Annotated in this window: 9 protein-coding genes; all 9 read left to right on the top strand. The window is 31.0% G+C overall.

Annotated features, from left to right (window positions below):
• Positions 1 to 139: 139 nt before the first annotated feature.
• The 9 genes from AC5ZCW_RS09745 (at position 140) to AC5ZCW_RS09705 (ending at position 16980) form a co-directional block, all read left to right on the top strand.
• A complete protein-coding gene (locus AC5ZCW_RS09745) occupies positions 140 to 2584 on the top strand; it encodes a hypothetical protein (protein WP_496119416.1) in 2445 nt (814 codons plus the stop codon).
• Positions 2574 to 6650: a hypothetical protein gene (locus AC5ZCW_RS09740; protein ID WP_433831331.1), complete on the top strand. Its 4077-nt coding sequence runs from the start codon at positions 2574 to 2576 to the stop codon at positions 6648 to 6650. Before AC5ZCW_RS09745 ends, AC5ZCW_RS09740 begins: the two co-directional genes overlap by 11 nt.
• The gene (locus AC5ZCW_RS09735; RefSeq protein ID WP_496119414.1) at positions 6628 to 7902 is read left to right on the top strand and encodes a 5'-methylthioadenosine/S-adenosylhomocysteine nucleosidase family protein; all 1275 of its coding nucleotides are present in this window, start codon (positions 6628 to 6630) and stop codon (positions 7900 to 7902) included. Before AC5ZCW_RS09740 ends, AC5ZCW_RS09735 begins: the two co-directional genes overlap by 23 nt.
• A gap of 70 nt (positions 7903 to 7972) precedes the next feature.
• Positions 7973 to 8350, top strand: coding sequence for a hypothetical protein (locus AC5ZCW_RS09730; protein ID WP_496119412.1), 378 nt, complete (start codon positions 7973 to 7975; stop codon positions 8348 to 8350).
• Positions 8351 to 8621: 271 nt separating this feature from the next.
• Positions 8622 to 9392: a hypothetical protein gene (locus AC5ZCW_RS09725; protein ID WP_433831337.1), complete on the top strand. Its 771-nt coding sequence runs from the start codon at positions 8622 to 8624 to the stop codon at positions 9390 to 9392.
• Entirely contained in the window at positions 9373 to 11658 is a 2286-nt protein-coding gene (locus tag AC5ZCW_RS09720) for a DEAD/DEAH box helicase (RefSeq protein WP_496119410.1), read from the top strand. The genes AC5ZCW_RS09725 and AC5ZCW_RS09720 overlap by 20 nt, the downstream gene beginning before the upstream one ends.
• A gap of 970 nt (positions 11659 to 12628) precedes the next feature.
• Complete coding sequence (locus tag AC5ZCW_RS09715; protein WP_492445339.1) at positions 12629 to 13795, top strand: hypothetical protein; 1167 nt, start codon at positions 12629 to 12631, stop codon at positions 13793 to 13795.
• 29 nt (positions 13796 to 13824) lie between these two features.
• A complete protein-coding gene (locus tag AC5ZCW_RS09710) occupies positions 13825 to 15294 on the top strand; it encodes a T9SS type A sorting domain-containing protein (RefSeq protein WP_492445337.1) in 1470 nt (489 codons plus the stop codon).
• 6 nt (positions 15295 to 15300) lie between these two features.
• Positions 15301 to 16980, top strand: a complete 1680-nt coding sequence (locus AC5ZCW_RS09705; protein ID WP_492445335.1) for a SprT-like domain-containing protein — start codon at positions 15301 to 15303, stop codon at positions 16978 to 16980.
• Positions 16981 to 17045 lie beyond the last annotated feature (65 nt).

Here is a 17045-nt window from a genome sequence, read left to right as displayed (position 1 = left end):
TTTTAAGCTTCAAAAAAAAATTGCATCCCCTTTTGTAAAAGCGATTTATATTTTAACTAAAATTGTTTGTAAATCAAACCGTACTTTTTTTGACAATTTACAAATAACAAGGGCTTAATTAACAAACAATAATTGCTTTATGAATTTAGATATATATTCTCAATACAATTCAGCTGAAAAGATAATTAATGTTAAAATACAGAATGCAATTAATGCAAATTTTATACAGCATTTTGTTAATGATTTTAAATTATTACTCCTTGAAAAAGAAAAAATAGGAAATGGGTACATTGAGGAAATACGCTTTTTGAAACTTTCAATAGAAAGAATTGACTATCAAATTGATGAAGATTTTGATTTATTGTTTATCTCGTATTTGACTTTGCTTAAATTAGATTTTCCTAATGTTGAAATTGAATTTCACTTTAATAATTTTTTAGATAGTGTAAATGCAAATAGCTACTTATTTAAAATTGCCCATCACAGAACACACTTATACATTAATTCAAAAAAAATATTTTTTCGGATATTTAAGGATAATATGGAGTTTATGTTTAGCAAAGTTTCTCAGTCCGTATCTTATATGCCTCCCTTAATCATTAACCGAGAAACTCTCTCAAAACTATTCTTAAGGAAAACTAACTCCAATAATTACAAATCAAATCTTATATATGAAATAAGGCAGTTAAAAAATGATAATATTATTTTAAGTCAGCAGAAAGAGCCGGTATTGAATAGAATACAGGAGCTGTTTGTTGAAGACAAGGGAAAACTTGAGAACTGGCAGCATAACGACTTAAGTACATTATATCTACTAAAAGCTCTTTCTGAGCTATATATACTTCGATATTTTATAAATAATACTAATGGCGTAAAAAGCACATATCAAATAGGATTGTCAATAATTGAATCTAAAGATGATAGGCAAAATGAAAAGAAATTTAGGGAAAGGGTGATGGAAGTTCTTGAATCTAATGACGTATTTTTATTCAGTGATGTCGAGGTCTACATTTTTTCACTTATTATTCAAAACAGTGATCTTTTTAAAATACCTACCAGTTTAAGAAAAATGTACAATAAAATCGAATTTTTGGTTGATGAAATTGACAAGAAAAAATTACAGAATTATGAAACAAGTAAAAATTCGGAAAGATTCTTAAAATCAAAATTTATTGATATTTATGTTATCAACCTTCAAAGAATTATAGATTACACCAAGGATGTTTCATACGGACTACAGGAACTTGCAAAAAATACTGTGGAACATACGAAGGAAAAACAAAATGAAGGATACGGAATAATTTCCGCAAGAATTTATGCGCTAAATAAACTGAAAGAACTTAAAAACATCTCGTCTGAATGGTTAAAAGACTATAACAACAGCCATAAATTCATGGATATTAACGTGATTGACTCTGGCTCTAATAGTGTTATAAAAAACTATATACAGACACTTGAAAACGAACTACCATTAATTGATGAATTAAAAGATCTTACTTTAAAACTTGAACTTAAAGATGAATATGAGAAAGATATAAAGCAGTTAAGAAATTACCTGCTCAATAATCTTTTTAATTTCGATTCCTTACAGCTGATGCACCAAATAAACAGAACTAAATCTCGGTTGGGATTGTTGATTTTTTCGCAGACAATACTTTATGATAAAAAGGCCTTTGTAAGTCTAGCTTCAAATAATATAGATGAATTTGATAACATTGGTTATTTTTTATATAATCGCAATAATACTTTAATTAATGAAAGTAATCCAGATTATTTAAGTGTTGGCACTAACTATAATTTTACTATTCCGGTCAGCGAAAATTTCGAATATAGCATAAAAAAGATAAACTATGAAGGAAACCAATCCAGTTCAGCTTCGTCTGTTTTTCAAGAATTACATTCATATGGATTAAGCGACAATCACAGTTCCATTTCTATTAATGATTTTAAAGCGGTTCGAAATTACAATCAATTTAATAAATATACTAAATTAGATAGTTTAAGATCAGAGATTGGCACAGCTGATAATTCGAAAATCTTACTTTTAGATGCGGCTAACCTTTCAAAAATTTTGGAAAATTCGAGCGACTGGGTTCGTTTCCTTGCTGGTCTTCAATTTACTGAAAGCCATTTTAGAGATATCATAATTATCAACTTTGATCTAGAATTATATCAAGAATTTATTAACGTCTTGAAAATTTTCAATAATCTTGACACAAACTCTCAAGGTTTCTGGAAAAAAGATAGATATGTGTTATTTTTCCTACCTGTAAAAAATGACAATGAAAACGTTTTTTGGTTTAATAGTTTGCTGTGTTCAAATGATTATGAAAAATTTTTAAAAATAAATGAGGATATTAATTTATACCATCAAAATTTATCTTCACTTCTGGACAAATCTACCGATAGCTCAAATTCTTTGTATTTTAATTACAGTGATATTGATAGCCTGCTCTTTTCTTCTACAAAAAGGTTATTGAATTTTGAACTATTGATAAAAAACGAAAATGGCTTAACATTATTTGAAGAAACCTTAAAATCATTGACAAATATTGAAATTGATAATACTGTAAATGAAAATTAACAAAGATATTTATTTTAAAAACTTAACTGGTTATAAAATTTCTAATTCACATTTTGAATTAGGATCAAACCTGCATATAAGCGATTATTTTTACACGAAAAGATTGTTTTACAACAGTTATTATACAAACCGATTTGCTTTTTTAATAACACGTTATATTCTTCATCAATTTAAAGAACTAATAGAAAAAACTCTGGAAATAAATGAGCATACAAGTAATGAAAAAGAAAAGGCAATCACATTAATTGGCTATGAAAACTATACCGAGCTACTTGTCAGTAATGTTCGAAAAATGCTAAATGACTACTTGAAGAATTCACATCCTGCTGTAACCCAAGACCTATTCAATCATGATATATTTACGAAAGACCAAGTTTTCTTAAAAAATCCTGATAAGATTTCAAAAAATATAATTTCTATATTTCCAATCAGTACTACATTTTCCACTTCAGTAAGAATTCAAACTGAAATTAGGGAATTACTGGACGACGATATTTATCAAAACAAAGATATAATTTTCCACAACCCTATTATAAACTGCTTAGTAATCTCAAATGGAAGTCTTAAAAACGATACAGTATTTGATGAGAGCTCAATAGAATACGAATTTGGTTGGAAGAATTTTTCACTTCAGAAAATGACTATTGACATGGTCAGTTTAGACGATCCAAAAAAAGAATTGAGCCAGTATTTTTTTATTAATCTTCCTTCTAAATGGGAAAAGATTAATGAATGTAAGTCCTGCTATCCAGATGAAGCCTTTCTAGAAAAGTGCCTCATTGAAACAAAAATTAATCAGGTGACTCCAAATTTAATTTTTAGCTATCCTAAATCTGTAATCTTCCAAGATGAAAAAAATCCTTTCTCGCTTTTTAATATCTGCGGTAATGAAGAGCCTATAGTTTATCGTAAACACTTCAAAAAACTGAACAATAATTTTATTTACTATATACGAGCGGGTATTTTCTTAAAGCAGAATCTGAATGAGATAAAAAATTGGCTAATTGCTCTCAGTACAGATCTGGCATATTTAAAAGACAATAAAATTGTCATCATAACACCTACAATTGCATCAAATTCTGGTTTTACAAATTTAGTAAATGACGTTCTTTTTTCAGATACTGCAACAATTATACAATATAATCCAAGCGACGACTATTTGTATAATTTCAAAACTTTTTACTCCAAGACCTTAGAGGTCGCAGACTTCATAATCTTTGTTGATGATATACTTTTTACGACAAATACTTTTACAGAAATTAACTATTACGTTAAAAATATAAAAAGAAAGGAAAAGAACAACGGAATAGATTTATGTCTAACTCTAATTAATAGAAGTGGTTACTATAATTTCACCAAACTACAAGAGGAATTTGACTTGCAAGGAGAAGATTTGTTAAGTTACAACTCAAAAATAATAAGTTTTTCGGAGATTAACGTGGCTCCCATACTGCATCGAAAAACATTTCCTTTTGATAAGTTAACCGCAAAATTTGAAGATTTATCTTCTAAATCTGTCTTAGATCAGATGAGAGTTCATTTTAAAAAGAAAGAACATTACTTTAAACCTCTTGACCTGTCTACTGAATTTGAAAAACTGAAATCTTATGGGACGAGCAAGGAATTATTCCAATTCTTAATACTTAATGAATTTAATAAAATTTTCAGGTATGATACTCTTACAAATAAATATATTGATGACATCTTAATTTCATCAGTTTTTGAAAGCGGTGAAGCAGATTCCTATAAGGAACTAGAAGAAAAGCTTCGCAATAGTCCTTCAATTATTGATTTCCTAAAAGCTAAACCCGAATTCGATACAGAGATAAAAAAAGCAATATTTAAAATATGTAGTTCTGAGCCATTTATACAATTTAAAAGTATTAGAGAAAGTGTTTTTAAATGGGTTAGCAGTGAACTGATCTTCATGATCAATAAAATTAAAATAACGGAAGAAATTGACATCGAGTTCTTTCAGGCTAAACTGAACGATCAACCGACAAAATATACCCAGTATCAAGACCTGAAGTTTTTATTGAAGAGAGGAACTAAACTTAAGATTAATTTTATATATTCAGTTGAGACACTTCGGGCAATTGAAAAAGTTTTACGAGGAATTAAGAAATATAAAAAATTGCAGTATTATAAAATTGCTGAAAGTCAAATAAAAGCAAAAAACTTAGAACTGCAGCTTTTTGAAGGGAAAGCCACCGTAGAAAAAAATTCCACATTAAGCATCATTGAGGATAATGAAGCTTCTAAACTGGTATATACCAATGGATTCATAACCTATTATGTCGGTCTCTTGCAGGAACTTATTGTAGATCACGAGTCAAAAGCCCTTCAAACAGTAATTAATGTCAAAGAAATCATTGATTCTCAAATTGATATTTTTAGCAAAAATTTAAAAAACACCTACAATGATGACTTCATGAATCTGCTGAGAATGCTAGTGCTAGAAAACACCTTTATTTTTCATTCTTCTTCTGAAAAATTTTTAAAGAGGACAAAAAACCGCGTTTCACTAAAAAATCTGAATGACAGTATAAGTTTAGATCAATTCAAGGCAGATCTCTATAACTACACTCAAACATATTCATTTGGCTACACCTCTAAAATGCTTTCTAGAATAGTTTTAAATGGTAAGAAAAATGAATTTCATGATGATTTACCAATGCTTGCTTCATTTGAAAATATGATTCTTTTAAAAGCCGCAATTGTGACCGATAAAAGCGATCAAGGTTCGAGTGATTTTACTGTAAAAGAAAAAATTGAGACAATTTTAAACTACTGTTGTAAAATACTAGATATTAAAAACGGGGGTGGTTTTTTTGCTGTTAAGTATAAAAACAAAGATATTGAGCTTACTAATGAAGATGACTTTGCCATTGTTGGAGAATGCGGAGGTAATTTAATGAAAACCTCAGGAATAAATTCAGAAAGTATACTTTACAACTGCTTTAATGGTATTAGGGAAGAAGAAAGCAATCAGTCTTTATCATGCTTTGAAATATCTTATGGAAATGATGAAGAATTTCATTTTATAAAGAACGATAAAATTAACGATCAGAACGTTAGCTTTTTCTGTGAGCTAGAAAACAATAAGTTTCGAAATTTATTCTACTTACGAATTTCACAGATTCAATCAACAAAGGACCAAAAATTTCAAGCATTGCCAATTGCCGTCCTATGTTTTTATGATAATATAGAAATTATTGACGATTATAATTTTGTACGATTCGATCCTAAAAGAGTCAGACAATTATTACTTCTAAGAAACAGTCTAAATGATTTTATAAATAAGCAATTAGATAATGATAGTCTTCGTGCTTACATCGAAGAACAGAACCAAATTATTATCAATAAAGCAATAACTCACAGTTTTGATACTTATGTGACACAATATACTGATACTTTAATTGAAATCGATAATGACAATGTCCGCCAGAAATTTGAAATATTAGGTACTCTGATTTTAAATAAGCACCTGCTACTAAAATTTATTGCTGAATATTTAAAATGTGGTTCTGCCTCTGATACAATAAAAAGATTGAGTATTTCCAAAATATCTATGACTCCTACTTCTTTAACAGAGCTCCTCACAAAATTCCAAGATGTAATATTTAATATGGATCTTTCCGAAATAGATCCGATTAAAACTGATCAGATTTCAATGCAGGTTAATTTGGATCCAAATAAAAATATCTTATGGTACGATTTCTTCTATAAGGAATTACTATTCGAATTATTCTATAATATCAGAAAACTTTACAGTGATTTTATTGATACTGATGACAATTTTATGATTGATGTGCGAATATCTACACTAGAGGAACAAAACTACTTGGTATTTACCAACAACCTCTACAACTATCTTCCTGAGTTCAAGCCCTCAATTGTTACTATTGAACGAGTAATGTACAATAGAAGAGAAAAAAAAGGCTTAAGCCTTATTAATACTATATCTCAAATTATATATAGAAAAAAATGTTTAATAAGACAATTTGACGATAAATTTCAAATACTAATTCCAATAGAAATTGATGAAAAAAATATTAATTATTGAAGATAATGCGCGAGATTATATCAAAATTTCCAACTACTTGAAAGAGGAATTTTCTGAGATAGAAATCTACCCAAGAAACGAAGCGGAAAATAGCGAATTAAAAAAGAATATAAAGGCCCTGTTTTCACCTCAGACTTCTAAAAAGGAGGCCGCCGAACGTTATATTGCAAAATTGGCCCTCAATACATATGATGGGATAATTTTGGATTATTTATTGGATACTAATCTAAAATACCTTAATGGAATAACGGTCTACAAGCTTCTCAATCTGTCAATAAATGCTCTTGTATTGACAAAATACACAGCTGCCGAATTTACCGATATTGAAAATGAAATAAAGGAAAATTACTTGAGTAATAATATTAAAGCTATTCAAAAAGGAACTGGTCAACTTACTGATAGGCAGAAAAAAGAATATACAAAAAATATAAACATTCATCTTTTCAAAGAACCTACCGAAAACGAGCTTCCTTTAATAGTAATATTAACTGCATTAAATGTGGAATTTCAAGCCGTGAGATCACATTTAAAAAACGTAAAAACATTTCAAAAAAATGGAGTTTATTACGATGAAGGAATCTTTGTTCATGATGGACTTAATATCGCTCGAATTATTACGAGAGAATGTGGCAATAAGACCTCGGCTACAGCACAGGAAACAGAAAAAGCTATAAACAATTTTGATCCTGAATGCATGTTTTATGTTGGAATTGCAGGATCTAGAAAACCCAATGACTTTACAATTGGAGATGTAATCATCGCTGAAAAAATTTACTCCTACGAGGGTGGTAAAGCAACAAAAGGAGCTCTAAAATCAAGACCGGATGCGGAAACTTTAAGTACCTCAATACTTGAAATTGCAAAACAAGAACGACGAGGCATTGAGTGGCGAAAACTAATTGTAGGAGATTTTTCCGAGGAGCCAAAAGCTGACATAGGAATTATTGCGACAGGAAATCAATTAATTGAAGACGTAGGTTCTGAAGTTGGAAAAACGATAGAAAACCACTATAACGATACTTCGGCAGTTGAAATGGAAGGTTTTTCATTTGCAATGACAGCAAAAAGACAGCCTGGAAAGAATATAGAAATTGCAGTAATTCGTGGCATCTCAGATATATTAAAGCAAGGAAATGAAAATGAAAATGAAAATGAAAATGACCGTAGACCAACTCATGCAAAAGTACTAGCTTCAAGTACTGCTGCTGCATTTACATTTTGGATAATTTTTAAAAAAAATTTTAAAAATTAACTACTTAAGCTATAAATAATTTAGAAACCATTATCTGTACCTATATTTCAATAAAATCTTAATTCCAATTATGAATTATCTTAAGACCAAACATTCAACTTTAGGCATATTAGCAAATCTTGATTTAAATTACATTGAGGAACTACATGGTGTAAGAGATACATTTTTAACAATAGATCAAATTGTAAAAAAACAAAACTTATCATACGACCAAGTTAAAATAATTATGTCCTCTTTATTAGCAAATGAAGAGATTAGATACTACAACTCTGGAAATAATTTTGATGCTTCTGGTTATTCAATTACGAATAAAGGAATATTTGCCTATGAAGATAAAAAATATTTAAGAATAGCAACAGAACGCTTAAGGACAAACTGGAGTTTTTATATTTCTTTAGTGTCTTTTTGTGGTTCTATAATCGCAATAATTATATCGCTTCAAAAGTGACATTCAGTTCAGTAAAACATTATTTGTAGGCTACAAAATAAATTTAATTAAACAAGAAAAAGACTAGCTCCTAATTAATAATTGACTAAAAACACTTAAGAAAAAAAGCTTTTAGGATTAAATTTGAATATACTGAAATATAAGAAACTCAAATTATCTTTAGTCTTAGATTGAAAATATATTAAGACTATTATCCCAAATATCTTATTTCTATAGTATTCTTTAAAATGACTTTTTATCCATCATACCACTAAATCGAGTTAAAGAAAATATGACAAACTTATCTTATGGAACAGTTTTTAAGGAGGAAACTTGGGGAGCAACCTTTAGCGAAATTAAAAGTATCACTCAGAAAGAAAACATTTTTATATGTCACGTTGAAATAGCAGATCTGGAAAAAATTGCTCTAGAACTCTCAACAACTATAATGAATAATGCATGGATTTTTGATCTGGATTTAAGATCACGTAGGGCATATCAAACTACAGCTGAAAAGACTGCTGAGGCTCTAATCAAAGTATTCGAGACAACAACAACTGAAGACGATAAAGTTGCAAGTGAATTTGGAGAACTAATGGTTTCAATGGGATCATCAAAAGCACTGCAAGTTGTATTTGGTCATCGATGTCTTCCTATTGCTGAACTTTGGAAGCCAAAACTTGCGCAAAATGAAGGATTTGATTTTCATACCGTTTGTACAAATGAAATAATAAATTTTGGCGAAGCTAAATTTTCAGGATCTTCCTCACCTTATGGCGGAAATACAGGTGAAAGTTCAGGAGCTGGAGGTCAGGCAGATGGCTTTATTCATGCAAAGAAACATTTGATGGATGGCGTTCATCTAGGATCATTGGCTGGAGAAAAGGCAGCAGAAAACCTTGATAAAGATTTATTTGGAGTTATTCTGGCATTTTCAATTAATGCTGTTAATCCAATGCTGGTCTTTCAAAATGTATTATCTAACTCGAACGCATACGAAAATTTGAAACTGGCAGAAAATATTTATATTGTAGGTGTAAGCTATGACTCTAAAGCAAATTAAGAATTCAGAAAATCCAGAAAGGGACTTATCCCTTCTACTAGATATAATTCATCGAGATGGCCCAAAAGACTCTACCATACTCGAAAATTTAAGTTATTTTAAAGAGTTTCATTTTTCAGTATTTAAAACTTTTGAAGAAAAAATACTTTCGGCACTTGGTCTTTTTTACAAAATCAACAAACCTGAAAATCTCTATTCATTTTTGATGCAAGGATTTGGTAAAGAGCATCAGCAAGAACATGGCGCATTACTTACTCCAGTGCAGGCAAGTATACGTCGTGCTATTGACTCTAACCAATACATTTCAATTTCAGCTCCTACCAGTGCAGGAAAATCTTATTCAATTAGAGATTTTCTGGCTGAGGAGTCGGGAGATGCTGTAATAGTAGTGCCATCAAGAGCCTTGATAGCAGAATATATGAACTCAATGCGTCGCAAATTTGAAGGCAATAAGGATGTAATGATTTCGTCATTTGTTGACTTAGTATTTAAGGATAGAAAATTACGTCGCATATTTGTACTCACACCAGAGCGGTCAAAAGATTTACATAAATACAAGGATCAACTTGATATAAAATCCTTTTTTTTCGATGAGGCACAAATTGCGGAAGAAAATGAGCGTGGAGTCATGTTTGATATCTCTGTCAGACGAGTGCAAAAGCATTTTCCAAATGCTAAAATAATTTTTGCACATCCTTTTATCGAAAATCCAGAAGCCCAATTTTTGAAACATAAACTAGTTGACAATGACAGTTACGGGCGCTTGTATCTCCATGGATCAGTCGGAAAATTATCTATTGTAGAACGAGATGACAACTATTATTACTTCTCGCCATATACTGAAGGTGGATATAAAAAAAATAACTACGAATTATTTGACGGAGATTTTCGAAGTTTTGCACTGCAAAAACAGCATTCTATTCTAGTATATGTTTCTAAGAATTCCATTTATCGTGGTACTTTTAAAGAAGGATTTGAAGATTTCATTTCAAATCTTCCTGAAATAAATAATCAGAAAGCTCTAAATATTATTGAAAACATCCGACATATGATTGGTGCGGATAAATCCGGACATAAATCTTCATTAGTAGATTTACTAAAGAAAGGAGTTGTAATCCATCATGGATCAATACCGTTAGAGGTAAGATTTTTAATAGAAGATTTCATTAGAAGTAAATATTCAAGACTCTGTTTTGCTACAAGTACTCTTGCTCAGGGCATCAATATGCCATTCGATATAGTATGGCTGGAAAACAACCGGTTCGACGGCAATGAACATGAACGTGCTCTTGCATTTAAAAATTTAATAGGACGAGCAGGACGCCTTACAGCTGAGAAGGTATTTGATTATGGATATGTATTTACAAATAATGCAAAACTTTTTTCAGATCGAATAAAAACTCCATTTAAGCTAAGCGAACAATCTCAAATCGAAAAACCTCATCTGGAAGGAGCTGAAAATGACACAAGGGAATTAATCACTTCAATCAAAAATGACACCTTTGATGATAAAAAGAACATTCCACAATCAAAAGTTCAACGATTATCATCATTAGCGGTGTTATTATACATTCAAGAATTTTTAGCATACTTTTACAATTATCCAGATGATCTGCGAAAAAGCATAGGAGGATCTAAAAATCGCGATATTCGTAACTTTCTAAAATTCAATTTGAAACGAATTTATGAAATTTCACTTGGTAGAGTTCTATTTGACGGCGAAAAAAACGTCTTTAATCAAGCAATAGATATTTTTTTTCATAGTGCTCAAGGTCGTTCATTTAGTGAAATTGTGGGAATGAGATACAGTTTAATAACAAACAGAGACCAGCCGAAAAATGCTTTTGCAGCTTTCTCACAACCCGCTAAAAAACTACCAGACAGCAGTTTAAAAAATAGTTTTAGTTTATTTAAAACACAAACTCTAAAAGAAAATGTCAGCTATGATTCAATAATCTATGATACGTATGATTATATGGATCAAGTTATTTCTTTCTCATTATCAGATACTTTTATAGCAGCATTTGAGATTTATTATGAAAAGACTCATGATAATCGAGCAAAAAAAATCATTGAATTATTTACATATAATACTAATAACACAAAACATATCCTTTTGCTTCGCTATGGATTTTCCCCAGAAATTATAAAGGAAATTGCACCGTTTGTAGAATCAATTGATGAACGAAAAATTACTTTTCTACCAGCTATAAATAACGCTTCAGAGTATGTAAAAAATATAGTATCATGGTTTCTTCCAGAATAAAGTTTTCTTATACATCATCTATTCAATTGAAAATTCAATCGTCTTATCTAAAATTGAAGACACATTTTTATGCCGCTATTTTCAAATTTTGCTAAACTGAAATTTATGTAAAAAGATTTCAAACAAATACTTTCAAAACAACTTTTAATACCCAAAAAACACTCTCATCAATGTATTAAAACAAATTTTAAAATGTTTCTTAATATAACTACATCAATTTTAGATTGCCATAATTCTGAAAATCTAAGATCACTATTTGCATTTTCTATGTTTTTAACTTCGTATTTGTCAAAAGAAATTGATTAAAATTGAGGTAGGCTTTTTTTCTCTGCTCTTAGATAGAGCCTAGTATCTACTAGGGTTTTAATAATTCACGGAGGAACCTTTTTTCCGCAACAAATTTACCATAAATCATCTAAAATCTATTTTGAAAATAGACGCTTTAAGTTTTGTGGCAAAATCGGGGCACAATGAATTTTTAAGATAAAGAAATCCAGTAAAATCAAGGCTTTCCGGGTTTAGGTTCGAATCTGTATTACCAACTATTCAAAATTAGAAAACATGCAAATTATTCAAAACTAGACAGATTGCTTTTCCTAATAAACTACTTACTGTACTTATTACTCTGATGTTCCACTGATGCCAAAATCTGATTTATTTCTAGAGAAATCGGAAGTTTTTTTGTAATTAAGAACAAAAAATCCGAAAAAAAAAGTTTTTTGAATTTAACAGAACAAAAAAATACGTAAAGCTACAGACATCTGCAGCTTTTGGCAAGGAACTCTTCGCTGAATGGGGATTATTTCTAGATTTTGAAAACAACGGAAGGAAAGATGATGAAAAAAAGAATTTGTCCTTAACTAAAACTCCACGCTAAGTTAGCACATCCAAGTCTTTTTTGTCACATTTTATTCGCTTTTCAAAAACGACGAAATACTACATTGATTTGATAAAATAATACTACAAAAATATGCTTTTAGTTGTAATTTTGATGAAAATTTTTACAAATAAAACATATAGACACCATAAATTGCATATGATTAAAAAATTACCTTTTTTGCTTCTTGTATTATTTTTACTCCAAATTAAATTTATTTACAGCCAGTCGAACAAAACGTCTGCTCTCATTGATAATTTTGAAATTACAATGAAAGAAGCCGGTTTGTCAAAAAGTCAAATTTTGCAAATCAAAGATTTACTTGTAAAAAATGACCAGCTTATTGCTGAAGATGCAAAACTGCAAAAAGAGTTGAATGCCAAATATCCCTTTGTTTTTCATGATGAAGAAACAACCGCTAAATACAGTAATCAAAAATTTGTAAAATCTTTATCGGAAATAATCTCAATTGAACAATTCAAACAATTATTCCTGCCCCAATTTAATTCTCGAATAAAAATAATTGCCGATGATAAATTTAATATTTTAAAAAAGAGATACAAGTTCCTGCAAGATCAGGAGACAAAGCTAAAAAAACTATTATTAGAGACTACTACAAATGAAATCATTATCAAAGAATATTACAATTATGATGATAATGTATCATGGAACAATTATACAGAAGAAAAAATAAAATCATCAGACAAAGAGCGTGAACTGCTAAAAAGTTTTGGATTCTTTTATTCTAAAAACACTAAAACAGATACTCTGATTAAAAAACTTGCTGAAGCTAAAGTAGATGCCGAAAGAATAAATCAGATCATACTCGCTTTACAGATCCTGCAGGAACGCAATGATAAGCGACTCAAAACATGGAGAGAGAATGATGCGGCTAATGCCTTCAATTTTCATGACCCTGGCGATGATGAATATGCTATTTACCTCGACTTCCGCGAACAATTAAGCAATATATTAAAAATAGAAGAATTCAAAACTGTTTTTGTGTCACAGATGCAAAATAGGATTAACCGTGAAGCAGCGAAAGAGTTTGAAATTATTAAGAATGCTTATCAATTTACGGAGGACCAAAGCAAAATAATGAAAGATTTAATTTATGAGAAAAATACAGAAAAAATTGTAACTGAAGAATATTATAAATACAATTGGGACTTATCGCAACAAAAGCTAAGAGCTGTCGAGTTTAGGCATGAAAAAGGAATTAAAGAGACCTTGCGTAAATTTAGCGAGGTAAGACCTTAAAATTATTTTAAATTTTTAAATATTTAATTATGAAAAAAAGAGTGATTTTTATTATTTGCTGTATAAATTATTTCGTAGGATTTTCCCAAGAAAATGAAGTAAATATTTGCGATTATGTAGAAACTCATTTATATGATATTGGGGAAACTAATAATTGCCCCAAATCGATATCCCTTGCACAATCAGGTGCTGATCAGGACGATGCAAATTGCTTAAATCTTTTAGGTGTATTATATAGTCAGGGACTAGGAGTTGAAAGAAACGAAGAAAAAGCTTTTAAACTAATCAGTAATTCCGCAAAAAAAGCTTTTCCTCCTGCTGAATATAATTTGGGGAATTTTTATAAACGTGGAACAGGATGCTCCCAAAATTTTGATAAAGCTATTTATTGGTTTAGCGTTGCTGCCGATCATGGAAATGAGCGTGCAGCATATATGTTAGGATATATGCATTTTAAAGGTTTTGGAGTTCCTCAGAATTATAAAAAAGCTATTGAATGGTTTGAATTATCATCATGGCCTATGGCTTATAATTTCTTAGGAATATGTTACTATTTTGGCTATGGGGTCGAAAAAAATGAAGACAAAGCCATTCTTTATTTTACAAAAAGCAAGACAATAAATAGCGATATGTATTTGAAGCATATTGCGGAAAATATAAAAGAAGAAGTAGATTATTCTATAGAAAAGGCATTAAAAGAAAAGGAAACTAAATTTAATACCGTAATCTCTAAAGAGACAATCAGCCAAACTGTAGCAGAATCAAGCAGAACATTTGAGCAAGAAAAGACTGTTGATGGAAAATTTCTAAATGGCAAGTGGAAAGGCAAATTAATAGAGTTTGATTGGTCCGGAAAAAAAATTACTAGAATAATACCTATTTCAAGCGAATTTAAAATAGAAAGCAATGAGGTTTCATACAAATTAGAAATTAGCAAGGCCAAAATCGAAAATACTGGGATTTATGAACACAACACTCTATTATTTAAGAATGATGAGATGAATTTTGATTGGTCATTCAGTGATGACCCTAATTCAAATAATATAGAGTGGCAGTTACTGTCTTCAGAAATGAAGTTCAAAGCCATAGGCGATACCAGATATTTAATAGGCAATCTTCAGACTTTTTCAAAAAAGTGGAAAGAATCAGGTCCTCCCATGTATCTTATATTGAAGCCATTTGGCGGTTTGGACGAAGAATTGACTGATGAACAGCTTGCATCCGTAAATAACAATAAAGAGCATTTTATTGTTTTATATCCAAATCCGTTTCAAAGCGATTTTTTTATAGAGTATGAACTTGAAAAAGAAGCAAAAGTTTCTGTTGAAGTTTATAATTATAACGGAAATGTAAATAAAATCACTTTAGAACATGAAGACTTGCAAAACCTTGGCAAGCATCAATATATATTAAATGGAGCCAAACTTCAGGCTGGCATTTATATAGTACGCATTAAGGTAGATAATGAAATACATTCTAGAATTATTTTTAAAAACTAAAAGGACATGCTAAAAATTAGAAGAATATACATTTGCTTAATCATTCTTTTCACAACTTTAATAGGTTATTCTCAAGGCGATATTGAGAATACACAAACATGTCCTAATTGCAGCTACTTTTCTACTCAAACCGCACAAGCAGAAACTAAATCGGTCAATTCATTAAATACGGCTCAATTGGCAGGCCAGCAGGCTTTAAATGCTTCAAATACTGCTTCATTAGCGCAAACCGCGGCAAATGCTTTAAACCAAGCCCAAGCCCAGAATGCCGCCAGTCAAGCGCTGGCTCAAGCGCAGGCGGCTCAATTACAGGCACAAGCTGCACTAGCATACGCCCAAGAACTTAAAAACCAGGTATTGGCCGCTCAAGCTGCCAATGCTGCTATTCAAGCTGCTCAGGGGCAGGCTACTGCTGCCCAAGTCGCCGCAATTCAAACGGCAGTAAATAATGCCACTAATGCTCAAACTAAAGCGGATGCGGCGGCAGCGGCGGCGCAAAGCGCAGCGCAATTAGCCAGTCAGGCAGCCAGTCAGGCGGCCGGAATAAATAGTAATTCAGCCCAGAACATCAATTCAGGGACCGTCACCGCACCGGTGGTAACGTACCCCTTAATACCAAGGGCCAGCCCTCCCGAGACCACTCCAAATTCATCTTCTTCGGGAACTCCTTTTATGGTAGCTATTAAGCTATATGATAAACAAACATTAACTTTGGATGAAGCTTACAAAGTAATTAGGCATTATATCGATATAGTTATACCGGATGTTGCTAATGGCAGGAAGCAATTCATGCAGAATGTTGTTTCAAAAGTTGCAAATGGCTTGCCAGACAGTCAAAAAGCTAATGCCGAGTCAATACTTGCAGAATACATGAGGTCAAATACGTTGCAAATACATCCGGAGGTTTCTGCAAAATCGCCCTGTAATGTCGATATAACTAACGTTATACCGAAGGGGCCGAATGATCCGGATTTTCTTTATCAAACCCGTTTCATGAATGTTTATGGTGAATTAATGAAATCACCCAAATTCAAAGAATTGTTTATTGATATGTTTAATGACAGTTCCAAGCCAAGAGTTAAATTTGAAATAGGAAATACTAAAAACAATGCAGCAGGTGAAACCATAATTTTACCAAATAATCCAATGGATAATAAAATAATTATTTCCCGTGCGCTAATGCAGACCGGTAATGCCATGCTAATTGCTAAAACCATAATCCATGAATGCATACATGCCTACTTAAATATAAAATTAGCTGATCCAACAATCGGCATGGATATTCCCAGCATAAATAATATGGATGTTCAAATGGTTATTAACACCTATTATAACGGCTTTAGGCCTGGCACACAAGATCAGCATGATTTTATTTACAATTTCATGCTTCCTACCATGCAAACAATTTTGTCGGAGGTGAAAGATCTTTTGGTCACACCGGCACAAAATAGTGGCATGCTAACATTAAGCATGCATATACCTGAGGGTGCAAGCGGAACTCCATTCAATTGGACAGACGCGTATATTAATCTTTCTTTGAATGGATTGCAAAATTGCAATTTTTTTAAAAATGAAATTGCGACCTTTGATACGCAGGGAAATATACAAACAACTGTAAACTCATCAAAAACAGCTAGCTTTATACAGTATAATAATTATCTTAAGAACTATTTAAATAACAATTAATGACCAGGCTAATTTTAATATTGTTTTCATTATACAGCGCAACCTCATATTGCCAGAATTTCGAT

Source organism: Flavobacterium sp. PLA-DH12 (genome assembly GCF_059511845.1).
Note: the sequence above shows the minus strand (reverse complement) of the source record. Positions and strands in the feature narration are given on the sequence as shown.